This is a genomic window from Sporosarcina sp. SAFN-010 (genome assembly GCF_059415065.1).
In genome coordinates, this window is the sequence record NZ_JBPFDS010000012.1 from 79,517 (window position 1) to 99,367 (window position 19,851).

Here is a 19,851-nt window from a genome sequence, read left to right on the forward strand (position 1 = left end):
ACAAAAAAACAAGCAGAGTGTAAATTACCCTCGCTTGTTGAGTATTGTAGTTTTTTACTCGATTGGTGTCACTCTACCACGTTCATCCTTGTAGAATACATGCTGTCTCTCTAATTTTGTCGGTGAATCTAGTCCTGCTGCCGCAGCAATTCTGAACAACCCCTCACGCATTGTCAAAATATAATTGGTGACCCGATACTTTTTCTCTTCGACTACGAGACCACGCTGTAAATGCGGATTTGTCGTAGCAACACCTGCCGGGCATTCATTGGTATGACAGCGTTGTGCCATAATACACCCCACCGAAATCATAAACCCACGAGCAATTTGGACAAGATCCGCCCCCATTGCAAGTGCAATTGCCGCTTTGTCTGGAGTTGTCATCTTTCCGGAAGCAATGATTTTCACTCGATCCCGCACTTCAAATTTCCTTAATGCGTCATCCAGTATGATCAATGCAGATTTAATCGGAAGGCCCACTGAATCTGCTAAGTCTTGATACGTCGCACCTGAACCACCTTCCGAGCCATCTAAAGAAATGAAGTCTGGCCCCATTCCAGTTTCTTTCATGAATGAAGCTAATTCTTCTGCATCCGATATTCCACCAATTACAATTTTAATGCCAACAGGTTTCCCAGAATGATTCCGAATTTTTTCGATGAATGAAAACATGGAAGGGAAATCATCGAACTGATGGAAACGGTTCGGACTGTTAATCGTTTTAAACGGTGTGACATTCCGAATCAAGGCGATTTCTTCCGTCACTTTTGAACCTTCCACGTGTCCACCACGCATTTTTGCTCCTTGCGCCAGTTTCAGTTCGAACGCCCGGACTTTTGGATTTTCCGCCTTTTCAGTGAGTAGGCCCCAATCGAATTCACCTTCGCTTGTGCGGAATCCAAACAATCCGGAACCGATTTGCGCGATAATATCTGCATCTCCTGCTAGATGGTGTGGGGATAGACCTCCTTCCCCTGTATTCATCCATGCCCCCGTTGCCATCCCGATTCCTTTAGAAAGTGCCGTGATCGCATTTTCACCAAGTGCTCCATAACTCATGGCCGATTGTCCAAGCAAGCTATGGACACGGAAAGGATGCTTACAGTTCGGGCCGATTACAACTGCATCCTCGTCAGGAAGTAACCATGGGTCTGCCGTCACTTCTTCCCGGTGCTCTCTGCGGGAGAATAACCCTTCACCATCGACTATATATCTCATTGAATCTACTTTGCGATCGTTATCTACACGCATTTCTTCGTTCTGTTTCGTAAACATCGCATTCCGCAAATAATAACCAGACGCATCAAAGTCACGTTTTGAGCCGAATCCGATTACGCTCTTTAAGTATTTCCCCGGTAGAACCATATGCAAATAATCTTCCCGGCTGAACGGCTTACCTTCGTTATCATTGTCAAATAAATATTGCCTGAATTCCGGACCGACTTTTTCAATCATATATCGAATTCTGCCAAGTATAGGATAATTCCGTAAAATAGCATGCTGCTTCTGCTTCCTATCAAATATATATACATAAGAAATTGCCAAAATAGGAATGACGATAAATGCAGATACTATCAGCATAGTGGTCAGAGAAAGTCCTTCAAAAATGTTCATAAGCTCCACTCCTTTTCTATAATCTCAAACTGGTGTACCATTAATCACAATCACTAGTTGGAGGCGATTCACAATGGTTATTGACTTACTGAAATCTCATGCATCTGTTCGTTCCTATACGGATGAGCATTTATCCACAGAAACAGTCCGAGAACTTGTTACAGCTGGTCAACACGCCGCTAGTTCTCATTTTGTCCAAGCCTATTCCGTTATCCACGTAACTGATGCGTCAGTTCGTGAAAAACTAGGTGAGTATTCCAAAAACCCTCATCAATTCAATGGCGCTGGTGCTGCTTTGGTCTTTTGTGCGGATTTCCATCGCTTACAAACTGCTGCTGCATTGCATGACCGTTCAATCGACTACTCTCACGCGGAAGCCATGCTCGTCGGAACGATTGATGTTGCACTCTTTGCACAAAATGTTGCAATCGCTGCTGAGTCCAAAGGATACGGCATTTGCTATATCGGGGGTGTCCGAAATAGCCCCGCTGAGATTAGCGAACTACTCAAACTTCCTGAGGGTGTAGTTCCGATGTTTGGTATGACAATTGGTGTTCCTGCAAAGTCGAATGAGGTGAAGCCTCGTTTACCAGTGGATGCAGTGCTGCACGAAAATATGTATGATGCTAGCAACTATGTGGAAATACTTCGTGATTACGACGCAACTATGGAGACTTATTATGAAACACGAAGCTCCAATCGTAAGCACGCAGGCTGGACTGAACAGATGGCTGATTTCTTGCAATCACCTCAACGTCCCTACATGAAAGAATTTCTAAGAGATCGAGGATTTAACTTTGACTAATAGTCTGCTTTCTTCCCTACCTCTCTTGTAAAGGAGTCAAACCTAATGGAGTTAGAAAAATTGATCACCGACTTAGCGAAACGTTTTACGGATGGCACTTTTGTCCGCGCAACGTTCAGTCAACCCCGTACAAAATCAGAAGGCTTATTGCGTATTAAAGCGAAGCCGATTGAATTGAAAGGTGAGTTGCACATTCAGTTTGAAGAACAGTTTGAACGCGTGCTGAATCACCATAATATTTCAGTCGAAGGCGTCGAGCTATTTTTGACCAATGTACTAATGCATTTCAAACAAGTACAAGCCGAATTCACAGGTGAAACGATTCAAATACAGCTGACTAAGAAATTTAAAGTCTCCTGGAAGTCGAGTGCGACAGAAACGTCCAGGACCGCTGATTTATCGCACAATCGTAAAAAGAATTATTTGCTTGAAGAGGGCACTCCTTATCCATTTTTAATACGCCTTGGTGTACAGACTGAAGATGGACGGGTTAAGAAACAAAAGCACGATAAGTTTAGGCAGATTAACCGGTTCATTGAATACATCGATGACGCTTTGACCCATCTCCCGAATGATCGAACTGTCCGGATTCTGGATTTCGGTTCTGGTAAATCGTATTTAACGTTTGCGTTGTATCATTATCTTCATATTGAAAAGGGACTCGATATCCACGTGACCGGCCTCGATTTGAAGAAAGAGGTCATTGAAGAATGCTCTGAGATTGCACGCGACCTTGAATACGATCGCTTGGAGTTTTTAGTTGGTGACATTAATGATTATGAGGATGAAACCTCTGTTGACATGGTAGTCACGTTGCATGCGTGTGACACTGCGACGGATATGGCACTCGCACGGGCGGTCCGTTGGGGAGCGAGCGTGATTTTGAGTGTACCGTGCTGTCAACATGAATTGTTTAGTCAAATCCAGTCACCTGCGCTAGATGTGATGTTGCAGCATGGTCTCGTGAAAGAACGTTTTTCCGCACTGGCAACGGATTCGATGCGCGCGGAGTTGTTGACGCTCGCTGGGTACGAAACACAGTTGCTGGAATTCATCGATATGGCGCATACACCAAAAAATATTTTGATTCGTGCGTACCATTCAGGGAAACAGCCCTCTTTGGAGTCTGTTGAACGATATAGGGCTTTCAGGGATTTATTGAATGCTAAGCCGTTTTTGGAGAATGAATTGAAGTTGGAAGTATTGAGTAAATAAGTGGAGAGCACCTGCGATTGCGGGTGCTCTTTTTTTGTGATGATGGTGTTGGTGGTGCTTGAGTGATTTTGCTGCTTGCTTGAGCGGATCTGACTCTCTCTTGATCACTTTTCCATTTGCTTGAGCAGATCCGCTACTCGCTTGATCACTTTTCCACTTGCTTGAGCGGATCCGACTCTCGCTTGATCACTTTCCCACTCGCTTGATCACTTTCATTTCATTCAACCTGAAAATCAAACTCACGTAAAAACGCCCGCGCTCTCAAATAAGAGGCGGACGTTTTTTTACAATTCGGACACGGAAGTTTCTCGCGCCATCACTTCATCATACTGCGCATGATCGAGTTCTCCCGTCACACGCGCCGTTGTGACACCAGCTGTCATGGATCCACTGACATTTAACGCTGTGCGGCCCATATCTATAAGTGGCTCGACAGAAATTAGAATCCCTGCAAGTGCAATCGGTAGATTCAACGCAGACAATACGAGAATTGCAGCGAACGTTGCGCCTCCCCCAACACCTGCGACGCCGAATGAACTAATCGCGACAATCGCAATGAGTGTCAAAATGAATTGAGCGTCAATCGGTTGACCGACCGTCGGCGCAATCATAACGGCGAGCATGGCTGGATAAATACCCGCACATCCGTTTTGACCGATTGATAGCCCAAATGATCCTGCGAAGTTCGCTATTCCATCAGGTACTCCAAGTCGCGTCGTTTGTGTGTTTAGTGTCAATGGTAATGTACCCGCACTGGATCGTGATGAAAAGGCGAACAGTAACGTATCTCCCGCTTTCTTCACGTACGTAATCGGGTTTAATCCTGTTGCGGCAAGAATCACTAAGTGCACTAAGAACATGACAATCAATGCGGCATAAGAAGCGGCTACAAACTTACCTAGATTCACTATCGCGCCGTAATCAGACAACGCAACAGTCCGTGCCATGATTGCGAGGATTCCATAAGGCGTGAGTCGTAATACAATTTTTACGACTGCCATTACCAATGAATATACTGCATCGATTCCTTTTTGTACTACAGCCGCTTGTTCAGGCTCCTTTCTCCGGATTGTCAAAAATGCGAATCCTAAAAATGCCGCAAAGATGACAACACCTATTGTAGATGTCGGACGAGCACCCGTGAAATCGAGAAATGGATTAGCTGGCAATAAATCTATTAACTGTTCAGGCAGCACTTTATCTGAAACGCCTGCCGCAGTTTCTTCCAATGATACTCCGCGAGAAATCTCAGCATCGCCTTGTACGATTTGCTCAGCGTCTAGCCCAAACAAGAGTGAAGATCCGATTCCAATCAGTGCAGCAATCGCTGTCGTTCCAATTAGAATTCCTAAAATCAAGGCCGCCTGTTTCCCGAAGTTCTTCCCCGCCGCCACTTTCGTAAAGGCAGTCAAAATCGAGATGAACACGAGTGGCACGACAATCATTTGTAAGAGTTTAATATAGCCTGTGCCCATAATATTGAACCAGGGAACCGATTGCTGAAGTGCGGTCGATTCAACCCCATAACTGACATGCAAGATAACACCATATAAAATTCCAAGACCCAATCCAGTAAACACACGTTTTGAAAACGAAACGTGTTTGCGGTTCATCCAAAACAAAATACCCGCTAGCAAAAGCAATCCCGCCACATTCAATAAGACAAATCCTGTCTCCATCCCGACGTCCCCCTTTGTAAATAATCTATGATTTTCTAATACACTTTATCTTATGTATTCAATCCCGATATGTCAACTAGGGATTGAGGTATTTTTCTTGTTTCTATAAATTTTTTTTACTGGACGTACCTAATAAAGGCCATATATAGCTGATTTGCAGTCTCCTATACAGGTTTCCAAGTGCACTCAACTTTGCTACAATAAACAAAATCTAACATCTCAAATGGAGGGCTCACATGTTTACTCTTCCTGTTTCAGAAAAAGTGTCACTGAAGTTACTCGAACAAGAGAATGCAGCAGAACTATACTTTCTGGTAAATGAATCACGGGAGCATTTGCGCGAGTGGCTTCCATGGGTTGACGGAGCACTTTCTCCTGAAAGCTATCGTCCTGTCATCGAAATGTGGTTGAAACAGTTTGCGGAACACAATGGCTTTCAGGTAGGTATCCTGTACGAAGGTAAGATTGCGGGAATGATTGGATTTCACAAGATTGACTGGATGAATAGAAGTACGAGTTTAGGCTATTGGATTGGGGATCGTTTTCAAGGACATGGAATTATGACGGATTCAGTTCGTACACTAGTTGACTGCGCGTTTTCTACATACAAACTAAATCGCATAGAGATTCGTTGTGGAGTTGAAAATGTAAAAAGCCGTGCAATTCCAGAGCGGCTCGGTTTTCATCTTGATGGTATTCAACGCGATGGTGAGTTTTTGTATGATCATTTTCATGATCTGGCTATGTATAGTATGCTTGCGCGTGATTGGAACTAACAAAGAATGGCTGTCACTCTCTGTAAGAGAGGTGGCAGCTGTTTTTAGTTTCATTGTTTGATTGTTAACTTTGTATCGAGCTGGTTTCAGCTGGAATCGAGCGGGTTTCCTCTCGTATTGATCGCCTTGCAGCCAGAATCGAGCGGGTTCCCTCTCGTATCGATCGCCTTGCAGCCAGAATCGAGCGGGTTTCCTCTCGTATCGAGCGCCTTGCGACCGGAATCGGGCGGGTTCCCTCTCGTATCGATCGCCTTACGACCGGAATCGGGCGGGTTCCCTCTCGTATCGATCGCCTTACGCATAGTCCTCTTAACAGCCGCTAAGTAACAATAGTAAACTTCTACGCGTGACTCAAGAACACGCAACATACGTTGGGAAAACTTGTTTCAACAACTAATTGAGGGACGCTTCTCAAAAATTGAAACCACAATTGTAATCTGCAGTTTATGTAAAGTTTATGTAAATAAGGTACACTGTTTAAATGGTTTATAGCTCAAGACATTCTGCAGAGGAGGTCAAACAATGGCAGTAGAAAAAACATCTAAAGTGAACATCGGCTTTATTATTCTGTTGGTTGGTGTGTTCATGGCGGCACTGGACAACGGGATAATCAGTGCGGCACTTACAACCATTAACACCTCATTCGATGTAAGTGCTACGCAAGGATCTTGGGGGATTACTCTGTACACGCTAGGTCTTGCTGTGATGACGCCGATCGTCGGGAAACTCGCTGACCGGTATGGACGCAAAAAACTCTTCCTCATTGAAATTGTGATCTTCACCATCGGTTCACTCGGGGTAGCGCTCAGTCCAAATTTCACGCTATTCCTCGCAGCGCGTTTGTTCCAATCATTTGGTGGTGGTGGTATTTTCATTATCGCGAGCTCTCATGTATTAAGTACGTTTACGAAAGAAAAGCAAGGCAGCATGCTCGGACTTCTTGGCGGGATGAACGGAATCGCGTCAGTTGTCGGACCGAACATCGGGAGTTTCCTTATCGATATCACAGGAAACTGGCATTGGCTATTTCTGATTAATGTTCCTATCGGGATCGCACTCGTCGTAGTCGGTTTCTTCTCATTGGAAGAAACAAAATCCTATGTTATGTCTAAAATTGACTTCCTCGGGATTTCGCTCTTGTCCTTCTCTATATTGAGCGTCATGTTCGCGATTAATAACATTGGACGTGGTGGTTCCTTCACTGAAGCAATCGTAAAATGGAGTGTGCTTGGACTTTTAGTTCTCGGAGTCTTAATTTTCGCAACCCTCATCTTTGTTGAAAAGCGCAACGAACAGGGGGATAAAATCGACCCGATTCTTCCATATAGCTTACTTCGCAAGCCCACTTATGCGATGACAATGGTAATGGGATTATTATCAGGGACGTTCATCGGTGCGATTATTTTCATTCCATCCTTTGCACAACAAATCCTCGGAATTCCCGCCGCGAAATCAGGCTACTGGATGACACCCCTTGCACTCGCTTCAGGTATCGGAGCCGGTGGAGGAGGTTATTTTGTAGATAAAAAAGGACCAGTGAAGACGTTGATTTTTGCAGGAATCATCGGGATCATCGGCTTCGGTGGTCTTGGTTACTTTGTGGATACTAAATTGCTGTTCATCGTTTTCTCTGTCATCGCAGGAGCAGGATTCGGATTTGTACTGGGCGCACCATTGACCGTCCTCACTTCAAATGCTGCTGGGACACAAAAAGGCTCTGCTATCGGAACTCTTTCCGTAGCGCGTCAAGTAGGACTGACCATTTCTCCAACTATCTTTGCGGTGTTCATCCAAAATGGATTCAGTAAAATTGGAGACCTGATCCCTCAGAAGTTGAAGGAACACGGAATCGATCCTAGTCAACTTCCAGAAGGTTCTATGGAGGAATTGGCGGGTAGCAGCTACGGAGATTTGCAAGCTAAAATTGACCAGATCCCTGCACCTGAAGTGCGAGACGCTTTGCATGAAGCATTTCAACAAGCTGCGCACTCAGCATATGAACCGATCTATTTAACAACCGCTTTCATGGCGCTTCTCATGATCATCATTTCCATTGTGTTTAGTAAACAATATAAACAAGACGCGATTGAAAGCGACAGATTAGATAAACAGGAAACACAGAAAAACCAACAGAGTGTTTCAAAAAACGAATAATGCAGTTTTACCGAACCGTTCAGAACACTCCTGAACGGTTTTTTCACACCATAAAACCCGAAGCTTACACACACTTCGGGTTACTCTTTCCACTCTGCTTTTAAGAGGAGGCAGCGATCATAAGCTTGTAGCTGTTTCAACGCGTTTTCATCATCCATGTTAAACGTTTGAACCCTTCCACTTGCTGAGACGATATAGTATGCAAGATAAGCAACTTCCCCTTGTTTCAAAGTGAGTTCACTTTCAAAGGCCGGCATTAACGTCGATCCTCCAGGCATTCCTTCTAGTTCAGGTAGTAAACGTCCGCCTGGTGAACTGAAAAGGATTCGTTCGATCGTATTTTCATCTGTTTGCTGAACCCCAAACCCAATTAGCAGTACTTGCTGTTCTGCTGAACCATTCCATGGGATTTCCGCAAGCGTTCCTACGTACTCCCCGTGTTCATATTGCTCAATGGTGAGTTGAATACTTTTGCCATCCGCCAATGTGTCTTTTGAAGTAAAATGCAGGGCGTCCATTCCACCTGCACTGTAGATTAACCGCTGTTCATCCTCCGTCAACGTTCTTTGTGTCAACGTGATGGACTTGCCTCCAAAGCATCCCGCTAACAACAATGTTGCGAATAACCATACTCCAGCAACACAAAATCGTTTCACACGCATCCCCTTTGTTTGTTAGCGTTATTCGACGCAGTCTGTCGGTAAAAAGACGTAGTTTCCTTTTTCCACAGGTTCCCCAAATACAAGTGGAACTCGCTCACTAAAAATCGGTCCATCAGCAACGACTGTATGGAATTCACCGGACTCTCCACAACTATCGATTCCGAGCGCTTCGAGTTCATCCATTAATTCAATTGTAAAACGTTCTCCCAGAAAGCGTTTCGGCATCCGACTGGTGTCCACTACAATAATATACGCTTCAAATCCTGCAGCAATGAATTCCTCCAACAATTGCCGTCTCGGGATAAGCCATAGCGGATGCCATGCAGTCATCCCTGCTTGTTCACATGCTTGTTGAACCCAAGTTCGATGGTCTTCTAAATCGATATCGCCAAATACACCATAGCGAATCCCTGCATCTGTGCATTCTTTCATGGCGTCGATAAATTCTTGTTCATAGGTCTCCCAGGATGCCTGTCGTGTCATCAACGGAACCTTCAATCGCTCTGCTTGCGCATGAATGACCGATTCCGGCAAAGCATGAGAGCGAGATCGGTCTGCCTCTTCTTCAAACATTGTCCATATTCGTGTGAGGGTCTCCCCGTTTTCCAACGCTTTGTAAACGGCCATGGTGGAATCCTTACCGCCACTCCAGGATGCTACAAATTTCCGATCCATACAATCCACTCTCCCTCTCTAGTTACTTGCAGACAGTATAGCACGACCATTTCCCTATGCAAAAACCCTCTACGCACAAATGGCATAGAGGGTGATTTGCTAAGTAACCTTTGTTCGATTAACGAACTTCCGGTTAAATTGCTTTTTTCAGTTGTAATGATTCGATTGTATCACGCAATTGTTTCAAATGACGCTTTTCATGCAATCCAACAAACGGGAACCATTGACACAATGGAATTTGTCCAAAAATCGGATGCTTGCATGACTTTTTCATAAGCGACTCTTTGTTGCTGCTATCATATACGTCGAGCAAATATATCCGGGAATTGTGTAATTCCTGTTTCATCTCGCAAAGCGTCTTGAATGTATCCGAAGGAACTGTTCTTCCTGGAGCCTCTACTTTAATGATGCGGTTCGTTGAAATGGAAATTGGCTTCTTCATCGCTTTCGGACTTTCAGGATTTTTCAATTCCTTTGCCACATTTGAAGCGATGAGCGTTTCCATGAGCGAGAGATGCTCGAGGATTTGTTTCGGTGACCAGCCACCATTGGCAGGTTTCCGATTGAGTTCCTCATTCGTCAGTCCTTGGACTGCTTGTAAAATCTTCTTGCGTATTTTGTTATTGCCTTCAAAAACCATGGTACCCCTCCTACGCATTTTTCGCGTCTGCATTCTCTCTGAAATATATTAGAATCATACGCTCATATTCATGAAAAAGGAACCCTAAATTTAACTGTCAGAATAGTAAATTCCCATCCCTTTTATAGCCTATCTGACACCGATCATAGACCACCTTTCAAAAGAATACAACCTTTATGGGTTAATCCTATTGCGAAAGGGTTTCTAGAGGTTTTTTATGCAGAAATAATGGTTGGATTTATATAAAAAAACAGGCCCTCAAAAGAGAACCTGTTTTCCTTATCTTATGATGGCATTGGCGTATCCGTTGGACGCGCGTACCCTTTGTTGTAATCTGTGTCGATTGTTTTACGAATTTCTTTCAACGATTTTCCTTCTTGCGCCATGGTGACAGACTTGACTGCAATTTCTACACAGACGTCACATCGTGTTCCATGGTCATCCCATACGACCGAACCATCTTTTCGGATTTCATCCACAAAACAGTTCAAGTTGCTGCCGTGATCTGCGCTATCCGCACACCCACAGTAGCATGGCATGTATTTCAAAATGTCTTCCGCGCTTCCTGCTACTTGATAAACAAGTTGAAGATCATCTGATTTGTCATCGAGGAAAGCAGGCAGTTCTTCTGCAGACGCAGTGACTTGTTGTAAGTCACCATTCGGAAGTTGTTTTTCTTCACCCACGGCTAATGTTGGCGTTTCTTCATGAGGCTGTTCTGTAGCCGTTTTCCCACCGCATGCAGCGAGAACAATCACAAGTACAGCTAAGATCGGCATGAGACGTTTTTTCATGGACATGTCGACTCCTTTTCTTGAAGTTTGTCCTCTCAGCATACAGGATTAAACATGGTCGTACCGTTACAATATTGTGGCAACTTACAAGCCAGTCATTTTAGAAGGATCTACCCACTCATTGAACTGATCCTCAGTTAGAAGTCCTGTTTTGAGTGCCGCTTCCTTCAAAGTTGTTCCTTCTTTGTGAGCCGTTTTTGCAATCTTAGCTGCATTTTCATACCCAATATGCGGATTAAGTGCAGTTACGAGCATGAGTGAATTTTTCACTTTGTTATCGATTTCTTCAAGATTTGGTTCAATTCCAACTGCACAGTTGTCGTTGAAGCTGATCATTCCATCTGCTAACAGTTTTGACGTTTGCAAGAAGTTGAAGATGATGACTGGCTTGAATACGTTGAGCTCGAAGTTCCCCTGGCTCGCTGCAAATCCGATTGTTGCGTCATTCCCCATGATTTGTGCAACGACCATCGTCAATGCTTCACTTTGTGTAGGGTTCACTTTTCCTGGCATGATCGAACTACCTGGCTCGTTTTCAGGAATCGTAATTTCACCGATACCTGAACGCGGACCGCTAGCAAGCCAACGTACGTCATTGGCAATTTTCATAAGATCTGCAGCAAGTGCTTTCATGGCACCGTGTGTGTAAACGACTTCGTCATAGCTTGTAAGTGCGTGGAACTTGTTTTCAGCTGACGTAAAGTCAATACCGACAGACTTCGAAATTTCTTCTGCCACTTTGTCTCCGAATCCTTTTGGTGCGTTCAGACCCGTACCGACAGCTGTTCCACCGATCGCAAGTTCTTTCATCGATTGAACGCTTTCCTTAAGCATCTTCTCCGTTTTCACAAGCATCTGATGCCAACCGCTCATCTCTTGACCAAGTGTAAGAGGTGTCGCATCCTGCAAGTGTGTGCGGCCAATTTTAATAATGTCCATGAACGCTTCCGACTTATCGCCTAGCGTTTTCTTTAGTTTCTCAAGTGCTGGTAGGAGTTCACGTTCAACTGCGATTACTCCTGATACGTGAAGCGCCGTCGGGAATGTATCATTTGAACTTTGTGATTTGTTCACGTCGTCATTCGGGTGCAAGCGCTCTTCCTCGCCCCACTCTTCAAGCAACTGATTCCCGCGGTTAGCGAGTACTTCGTTCATATTCATGTTTGACTGCGTTCCACTTCCTGTTTGCCAAACGACAAGTGGGAAATGGTCGTCCCATTTACCTTCTAATACTTCATTGGCTGCAGCTGAGATTGCTTTCATCTTCACTTCGGAAAGATTTCCGAACGAGTGACTTGCAATGGCTGCAGATTTTTTCAAATGTGCAAAGGCCTGGATGACGCCAGTCGGAATGCGTTCTCCGCCAATTTTAAAGTTTTGTTTACTACGCTGTGTTTGTGCACCCCATAGTTTGTCCGCTGGGACTTGAATTTCACCAAACGTATCGTGCTCAATGCGGTATTCCATCCTGAAAACCCCTTTTCGGAAATAAATTGACTCTCTTCTTATCTATCATGCCGGAATTCATCTGTAAAATCAAAGATATTTGAATCAGTACAATAAGAAAAAGATCCGCCATAGTGAGCGGATCTTCCTTTTATAATTCGCGGCGTAACGCATCGATGACATCGATTTGTGTTGCTTTACGTGCGGGACGCCATCCTGAAATCATTGCCACGCTAATACTGATCGCTGATGCAATGACAACGAGCTGCCAGGGAATGATTGAAAACGTGATGTTCAATTCATTAAAGTCCTCTTCTCCAAGTGCCGCTCCTACGATGAGTGGCAAGATGTAGTTTGCGAGGATGCTAATTGCATAAGAAAGGATGACTGCGATGACAGTTCCAATGATGCCAATCCATGCACTTTCAAGTAAAAACAATCGCTGAATCAGTTTTGGTTTCGCACCGAGCGCTTTCATGACACCGATTTCGCGTGTACGCTCAGTCACTGCCATCGTCATCGTATTGAAGATACCAATAGAAGAAATTAAGATAGCAATGGTTCCAACGAAGATAAGTCCGGCTTTTAGGGCTAAGAAAAAGACATCGATTTGCTCCAACTCTTCTGATATTGAATACACAGAATATCCGTCATCTTTTAACGATGTCGTGATGCCCTTTACATTTTGCAGTTCATCCGCATAGATGTTTAGGTTTGAATAGAACAGCGGATCCGCACCTTCTTTTGGCTTATGTCGATCATAAATAGCTTCTAGTTCTGGTATTATCGATGCATCCGCATATAGGTTACTATCGAACATAAAGTCTTTTGCAGGTTCCTTTGCGATTCCAACAATCTTCAGTTGAATCGGTTCACCGTACAATTCAGATGTTTCGAGGCTTCCAAGTTCATATGTGATTTCCTTACCTAGGAGATCACCTTCATAGTGCGGCATTTCAATTTCAGCATCACCTTCTGTAGTCGAGTCCTCCGCTGACTGTTGGTTTTCCAGCTTCTCAACTTCCGCTTCATCGATTAAATTTTTTGCAAAATCACTTCCGACGACGATTTCATATTTATTCTCCGGTAAACGCCCTTTCTCTAACGCGAATCCTGCCTTTTGCTCTTCCGCAAACTCTGAAACGACAAGTGTTCCAGAATTGCTATATGTGTCGAGTGTGGATTGCTGAGACAAACTAATTTGTTGGCGTAAAACGACCGCTTTCACATGATTTAGCTTCTTCATTTCTTCTGCTTTTGCAGAATCGATATCGCTCGAATACACTTCAATTTGTGTGACGAGTCGGTTGTCCAAAATTTCGCTGCGCAATGTGTCTTGGATCCCGAATCCGACAGAAGCTAAAATGATAAGAAAAGCGGTTCCCATCGTTGCGGCTAAGATTGTCATGAATACACGTAGTTTGTTCTTTTTAATGTGCTGGCTAACAAAATCGATTTGGTCCTTAAATTGCATGATGCACACCCCCTGCTTTCAATACACCGTCGTGCATTTGGTAAATTTCATCTGCAATAGATGCAACTTCATCGTCGTGAGTGATAATGACGAAAGTAATTCCACGGGATTCGTTCAGCGAACGGATGAGCGCTAGAATTTCCTGTTCCGTTTCTGAGTCAAGACTGCCAGTTGGTTCATCTGCAAATATGATTGGTGGATTCGTGATGAGTGCACGGGCGATACTAACACGTTGTTGTTGACCACCCGACAACTCATTCGGGTAATGGTCTTGCACTTCTTTCAAACCTACGTGTTGGATGAGTTGCTTCACTAGTTTTGTGCGTTCTGCTTTTGTCGTGCCTTTCAGTTTCAAAGGTAGCTCAATATTCTCGAATGTCGTGAGACCGGGCATGAGCTGAAAATTCTGGAAGATGAACCCGAATTGGTCTAGCCGGAATTCTGCACTTTGGGTTTCATTGAAATCAGACGTCACTGTTCCATTGACTGTAATTTTCCCGCTCTCAGGCTTAAGGAATCCAGCCATAATATGAAGTAATGTTGACTTCCCTGATCCACTTCTTCCGACAATCGAGATAATGGAACCTTTTTGCACTTCGAAAGAAAGGTCTTTCAAGACAGGGACAGGCCGCTCTTTTCCTTTTTTACCGATTTTGAACGAATGCTGAATATTTTCTACGCGAATCAATTTGATGTCCTCCTCTAACTTGCTGATACTTTGAGTATGACAGTCAAATCTTTAGAAGAAGTGTATGGAAAAATGAAGAATTTCTTAAGATGCGAGAAGTTTTTCAATTTGAATGCTTTTCAGGGCGAAGCACTCCTTCTGGCTCTTGGTCTTGATTGATGAAGGGAACTATTCTGAGAGTGGATGGGTTATTGGCCTGGCGGTGGATGCTGACGATGGTGGAAGAGAGGTTTATGATCAGTTTTCAAGTTTTATGAGCAGTTTTTTTCGTTTATGGTCATTTCCACGTACTTATGATCACTTCTAGAGATTTTTGAGCAGTTTTGCAAATTTATGAGCATATTTACGTTTTTATGAGCGTTTCTCAAGTTTTATGAGCACATTTCTAGGCCACGAGTTGATAAACATTTGCTTCCTGCCATTTAGGACACTTTCGCTTCACAACTTTCCGTAGTAATTGCTTCGCATGGCGAAGCACACCAATTAAATCTTGGTTTTGATTGGTTAAAGGCACTTTTCCGCGAGTAGGTACTTTGCTTGCCTTGAATCAGGCCGCGGGCAAATGGTTATGATCAGTTTTTGAGTTTTATGAGCGATTTTCCTGATTTATGATCAGTTTTCTAGTGTTATGATCAAATACCAAGGTTTATGAGCAGTTTTGCAAACTTATGAGCACATTTACGTTTTTATGAGCGTTTCTCAAGTTTTATGAGCACATCCAAGTTTTTATAAGGATCCACTCATCACTCGCTTGATTCTAGAAAAATCTCTACACATAAAAAAGCTGTTCTCCCGAGACATCTGGGGAGAACAGCCTACTTCATTTAATTATTTCACTTTTATTTTAATCTTCGTCAGTTGCAGCTTCTTCTGTAGATGCCGCTAGTGGTGAACGAGGTTTCTTGAGTTCTTCCGCTAGGTTATCGAGGCTTGGGCGCAATGTCCCTTTACCTGCGTAACTTTCTAGCATTTCTTTAATGTTTAGACCTGTTGTAGCACCTAGTGATTCCTGCATTGTAGCCATGAGGTCAGTTGCGTAGCCAGTTACTTTGTTAGCACCGCCACCTTCGCCGCTACCTGTATCGACCACAGTAATCTTATCGATGTTAGCAAGTGGGCTTGCGACTTGTTTCGCGTATTCTGGTAGCATGCCAACGATCATATCGAGCATAGCTGCCTGACCGTAGTGTTCGAATGCTTCCGCGATTTTGCGCTTCGCTTCTGCTTCCGCAAGACCTTTCAAACGGATGATATCCGCTTCAGATTCACCTTGAGCACGTTGGGAATCGGCACGCGCTGTACCATCGAGACGAACTTTTTCAGCATCTGCAGCTGCACGCGCTTCAATGCGGTATTTCTCTGCATCAGCTTCAGCAAGTTGGCGGGATTTATCAGCCGCGGCATTCTGTTCAATTGCGTAACGGTCCGCATCTGCTTTTTTCTTAACTTCAGAGTCGTATTGTCGCTCACGACGTTGAATCTCTTTTTCTTCGAGTTCAATTTGTTTCTGACGTTCGATGATGCGGATTTGCATCTCTTGCTCCATAACTTCCTGCTTAGAACGAGCTGTTTGCAATTCGTAAGCCTGGTCAGCACGCGCACGAGCCGCGTCTTGCTCCAGACGGTATTCTGCAACTTTCAGTTGATTTTCCTTTTCGGCTTCTGCAATTTCAGTTGCGCGTTCGATTTCCGCTTTTTGTGCTTCTTTTGATGCTTCCGCGTTCTTGATACGTGTTTCTTTCTCTGAAATCGCTGTAGCAATATCGGCATCACGTTTAACCTGTGCGATACGCGGCTTACCGAGTGAATCGAGATAGCCGTTTTTATCGCGTACGTCTTTAATCGTGAATGATACGATCACTAAGCCCATTTTCGCTAAATCTTGTGAAGCCACGCGTTGAACTTCTTGAGAGAATTTGTCGCGGTTTTTATAAATTTCTTCAACGGTCATCGATCCTAAGATGGAACGCAGGTGACCTTCCAATACTTCTTTCGCTTCGTTCTCTCGGTCTTCTTTTGACTTTCCGAGGAACTGCTCAGCAGCTGTGGCAATTTCTGAAATGGACCCGCCAATCTTAATGATTGCCGTTCCATCTGCCATAACTGGAACTCCTTGCTCTGTGTATACTTCGGGAGTTGTAACTTCAAGCTTGCTAGACAGCAAACTGAGTGGCGCTGCCTGTTGGAACACCGGCAGGACGAACGTACCGCCACCACGAATGATTTTCACTTTGTTTCCAGAGTCGTCGGTATGGACATTTTTCGTCCCGATATAACTACCAGTAACAATTAAGGCTTCATCTGGTCCGACTGTTCGGTACTTTGTTACGTACACAAGGATAACAGCTAACACAACAAATACTGCGATTGCAATGGCAATCCACATTCCAGGTAATTCTATTGGCATTTTGTTTCCCCCTTAAGCTAGTAAGATTATTTGAAACGGAAAGGTTCGTATTCTTTGACGATGAACGTTCCTGAATCGACTTCGATAATAAGCACTTCTTTTCCATAATCGATCGGATGGTTTTCATAACCAGATGCTCGCTTCGACAAAACGCCATTGACTGTTTCGATAACAATTTCACCAAATCCATCCGCAGGAATTGGAACAATGACTTTAGCCACTTTTCCTGCAAGCGATTCATCTGTATAGGCAATAGAAACTTCTGCCGACTTCAGTGGCAACAAAATGAAGAAATATAGTAAAAAGTCGAGTATTGCGCCGGCAGCAAGTGAAATAATTAGAATAACTCCGCTTCCAAGTCCTGTAGCTAGTTCCAGTACATATCCCCACGTTGCCGTTAAGGTAATGAATGGCAAGATGACGGCTGGATCTAACAAAGGAAACAAATCACCTGCTCCATCCGTTAAATCACTGAAGAATAAGTAGAGCAACGTTGCAATTCCTGCAACAATCAATATCGGTAAGTATAGTTCTTGAATCGTCATGCCGAACAGTTCCATTTCAAACACCCCCTTTGTCTATTCTATACGTAAGAGATTCGGAAAGGATTCATTTGAATGAATATTTCGTAACAGAATTTTTAAATCCGGTTATTTGCTACCTCTTTTGTGAATAATTCATGAAGTGCAATTTTTTTGTCGAAAAATCGCAAATTATGTTCGTCTTACAATGTTGAATTTGCTATAATAGATAAGTTATTAATCAATTCACTTTCCGTTAATCGGATGGAGGTCAATCATGTTCAGTCCAAGAAAAACCGATCCCTTTTTTGTTGCTCTGCTAACAATCGCAGAACATGTGCAAGAAGCCATGCACTATGCAAATGATTATAAAGTGACGTCCGTTGCTGACTTAAAAGAAGTTAGTATACGGTTAAAGAAGTACGAAACGGATGGGGACGACCTAATCCACGAGCTTATCTCAAAACTGAACACATCATTCATGACACCAATCGAGCGTGAAGATATTTTACAACTCGCCATTAAGATGGATGACATTTTGGACGGAGTCGAACATTTCGCCGCTAACTTAGAAATGTTTTCATTGATTGAAATCGATGAATACGTCCAGACATTCATGGACAACATCGTGAAAAGTTCTGACGAAATCGTAAAAGCGATGAAGTTGTTAGAACGGAGAAAACTTGTTGAAATGCGTGATCACGCAGTCACAATTAAGGAATACGAACGAATTTGTGATGAAGTGCTTCGTACATCCATTAAGCAATTGTTCATACGCGAGACGGATCCAATCCGAATCATCCAATTTAAAGATATATACGAACTGTTAGAAGATGTTGCAGATTACTGCCAGGATGTCGCCAACACGATTGAGACGATCATCATGCGTAACGCGTAAGGGGGCAGACTGATGGATACAGTATTGCTTCTGACCATTTTGATAGTCATTTTTGCACTTGTATTTGATTTCATTAACGGGTTTCATGATACAGCGAATGCAATTGCCACTTCCGTGTCGACGCGTGCGCTTAAGCCTCGTGTAGCGATTTTACTAGCTGCGACGATGAACTTTGCGGGTGCTTTAACATTCACCGGCGTAGCAAAAACCATTTCAAAAGATATTGTGGATCCGTTCACACTAGAAAACGGTTCAATCGTCATTTTAGCCGCTCTCCTGTCTGCGATTATATGGAACTTGGTAACGTGGTATTTCGGTATTCCTTCCAGTTCCTCACACGCCTTGATCGGTTCGATTGCGGGCGCTGCGATTTCAGCTGCCGGATTTGGTATTTTAAACTATAGTGGATTCACTAAAATTATGAAGGCACTTCTCATCTCACCAGTCATAGCAATAGTAGGAGGATTCATCGTCATGACGATCCTTCGGGCTGTGCTGAAAAATAGAAATCTGTTTAAAGCAAACAAACGTATTCGGTATTTGCAAATTCTTACAGCCGCGATTCAGTCGTTTACACATGGTACAAACGATGCTCAAAAAGCTATGGGGATTATTACGATGGCCCTTATTGCTGCAAACCTTCAAACAGGTGACGATATTCAAATGTGGGTACGGATTGCCGCTGCCACTTCCATGGGTATCGGGACATCAATCGGTGGATACAAAATCATTAAAACAGTCGGTGGTAAGATTATGAAAATCCGTCCAATCCACGGGGCTGCTGCCGACTTGAACTCTGCTGCAATTATTTTTGGAGCAACGCTTCTTCACTTGCCTGTATCGACAACTCATGTGATCTCTTCCTCCATTATGGGAGTAGGCTCTGCTCAACGTGTAAAAGGCGTTAAATGGGGGACCGCTAAGAAGATTGTCATCACTTGGGTGATAACGATGCCTATCTCCGCATTGGTAGCTGCAGTATTGTATCAATTGCTTAACTTGTTATTTTAATTTGAACATATGGGTTGCTTTGCCAACTACCCTCTGTTATGATTAAGAAGAATTATTTTTGTTCGGCGCGATGGTTGAGTTCACTTGACCCTTTCAAGACTTGAGCAAGGATAGTAACACAATGTATGCGCTATTACGCATACGAGGAGGAAACAAACATGGAACATGGTAAAGTAAAATGGTTTAACGCAGAAAAAGGTTACGGCTTCATCGAACGTGAAGATGGCGACGACGTATTCGTTCACTTCTCAGCAATCCAAGGCGAAGGCTTCAAGACTCTTGAAGAAGGCCAGGATGTAACTTTCGAAATCGAGCAAGGCCAACGCGGTCTTCAAGCTACAAACGTTGAAAAGAACTAATTAACTTCAACCTTTCAAAACCGTTTCCTCCTA

18 protein-coding genes are annotated in these 19,851 nt (G+C 43.7%); 7 read left to right on the forward strand and 11 right to left on the reverse strand.

The genetic code is table 11. The annotated features are described in order from the left end of the window. Positions 1-54 precede the first annotated feature (54 nt). Complete coding sequence (locus ACR65F_RS13745) at positions 55-1,614, reverse strand: FMN-binding glutamate synthase family protein (RefSeq protein ID WP_039044331.1); 1,560 nt, start codon at positions 1,612-1,614, stop codon at positions 55-57. 73 nt (positions 1,615-1,687) lie between these two features. Between ACR65F_RS13745 and nfsA the strand changes: the two genes are divergently transcribed. Both nfsA and ACR65F_RS13755 read left to right on the forward strand, forming a co-directional pair. Further along, on the forward strand, positions 1,688-2,419 hold the full coding sequence (nfsA, locus tag ACR65F_RS13750) for an oxygen-insensitive NADPH nitroreductase (protein ID WP_440504739.1): 732 nt from the start codon (positions 1,688-1,690) through the stop codon (positions 2,417-2,419). 45 nt (positions 2,420-2,464) lie between these two features. Beyond that, entirely contained in the window at positions 2,465-3,634 is a 1,170-nt protein-coding gene (locus tag ACR65F_RS13755; protein ID WP_440504740.1) for a class I SAM-dependent methyltransferase, read from the forward strand. A 284-nt stretch (positions 3,635-3,918) separates the two neighbouring features. Here ACR65F_RS13755 and ACR65F_RS13760 read toward each other — a convergent pair whose 3' ends face one another. Then, positions 3,919-5,313 carry an L-cystine transporter gene (locus tag ACR65F_RS13760; RefSeq protein ID WP_440504741.1) on the reverse strand — a complete coding sequence of 465 codons (1,395 nt, stop codon included), beginning with the start codon at positions 5,311-5,313 and terminating at the stop codon, positions 3,919-3,921. A 236-nt stretch (positions 5,314-5,549) separates the two neighbouring features. Between ACR65F_RS13760 and ACR65F_RS13765 the strand changes: the two genes are divergently transcribed. Both ACR65F_RS13765 and ACR65F_RS13770 read left to right on the forward strand, forming a co-directional pair. Further along, entirely contained in the window at positions 5,550-6,089 is a 540-nt protein-coding gene (locus tag ACR65F_RS13765) for a GNAT family N-acetyltransferase (RefSeq protein ID WP_440504742.1), read from the forward strand. A gap of 522 nt (positions 6,090-6,611) precedes the next feature. Continuing rightward, positions 6,612-8,243: an MFS transporter gene (locus ACR65F_RS13770; protein ID WP_440504743.1), complete on the forward strand. Its 1,632-nt coding sequence runs from the start codon at positions 6,612-6,614 to the stop codon at positions 8,241-8,243. 80 nt (positions 8,244-8,323) lie between these two features. Here ACR65F_RS13770 and ACR65F_RS13775 read toward each other — a convergent pair whose 3' ends face one another. From ACR65F_RS13775 to ACR65F_RS13815, 9 genes are all read right to left on the reverse strand, one after another. After that, positions 8,324-8,899 (reverse strand): YgaN family protein, encoded by a 576-nt coding sequence (locus ACR65F_RS13775; protein WP_440504744.1) that lies wholly within the window; start codon positions 8,897-8,899, stop codon positions 8,324-8,326. 24 nt (positions 8,900-8,923) lie between these two features. Continuing rightward, a complete protein-coding gene (locus ACR65F_RS13780; protein WP_039044337.1) occupies positions 8,924-9,580 on the reverse strand; it encodes a Dph6-related ATP pyrophosphatase in 657 nt (218 codons plus the stop codon). A 133-nt stretch (positions 9,581-9,713) separates the two neighbouring features. Continuing rightward, positions 9,714-10,253, reverse strand: a complete 540-nt coding sequence (locus ACR65F_RS13785) for a DinB family protein (RefSeq protein ID WP_255352981.1) — start codon at positions 10,251-10,253, stop codon at positions 9,714-9,716. Between the two features lie 251 nt (positions 10,254-10,504). Next, on the reverse strand, positions 10,505-11,014 hold the full coding sequence (locus ACR65F_RS13790) for a PCYCGC motif-containing (lipo)protein (RefSeq protein WP_440504745.1): 510 nt from the start codon (positions 11,012-11,014) through the stop codon (positions 10,505-10,507). 84 nt (positions 11,015-11,098) lie between these two features. Beyond that, positions 11,099-12,481, reverse strand: a complete 1,383-nt coding sequence (fumC, locus tag ACR65F_RS13795) for a class II fumarate hydratase (RefSeq protein WP_039044600.1) — start codon at positions 12,479-12,481, stop codon at positions 11,099-11,101. 130 nt (positions 12,482-12,611) lie between these two features. Next, a complete protein-coding gene (locus ACR65F_RS13800) occupies positions 12,612-13,934 on the reverse strand; it encodes an ABC transporter permease (RefSeq protein ID WP_440504746.1) in 1,323 nt (440 codons plus the stop codon). After that, positions 13,924-14,622, reverse strand: a complete 699-nt coding sequence (locus ACR65F_RS13805; RefSeq protein WP_440504747.1) for an ABC transporter ATP-binding protein — start codon at positions 14,620-14,622, stop codon at positions 13,924-13,926. Before ACR65F_RS13805 ends, ACR65F_RS13800 begins: the two co-directional genes overlap by 11 nt. A gap of 844 nt (positions 14,623-15,466) precedes the next feature. Further along, positions 15,467-17,008, reverse strand: coding sequence for a flotillin lipid rafts scaffold protein FloT (gene floT / locus ACR65F_RS13810; RefSeq protein ID WP_039042302.1), 1,542 nt, complete (start codon positions 17,006-17,008; stop codon positions 15,467-15,469). 47 nt (positions 17,009-17,055) lie between these two features. Further along, a complete protein-coding gene (locus tag ACR65F_RS13815) occupies positions 17,056-17,589 on the reverse strand; it encodes an NfeD family membrane protein (RefSeq protein ID WP_231567234.1) in 534 nt (177 codons plus the stop codon). Positions 17,590-17,827: 238 nt separating this feature from the next. Between ACR65F_RS13815 and ACR65F_RS13820 the strand changes: the two genes are divergently transcribed. From ACR65F_RS13820 to ACR65F_RS13830, 3 genes are all read left to right on the forward strand, one after another. Beyond that, entirely contained in the window at positions 17,828-18,448 is a 621-nt protein-coding gene (locus ACR65F_RS13820; RefSeq protein ID WP_025783778.1) for a DUF47 domain-containing protein, read from the forward strand. 12 nt (positions 18,449-18,460) lie between these two features. Continuing rightward, the gene (locus ACR65F_RS13825) at positions 18,461-19,459 is read left to right on the forward strand and encodes an inorganic phosphate transporter (protein WP_039042289.1); all 999 of its coding nucleotides are present in this window, start codon (positions 18,461-18,463) and stop codon (positions 19,457-19,459) included. A gap of 158 nt (positions 19,460-19,617) precedes the next feature. Next, positions 19,618-19,818, forward strand: coding sequence for a cold-shock protein (locus ACR65F_RS13830; RefSeq protein ID WP_025783780.1), 201 nt, complete (start codon positions 19,618-19,620; stop codon positions 19,816-19,818). Positions 19,819-19,851 lie beyond the last annotated feature (33 nt).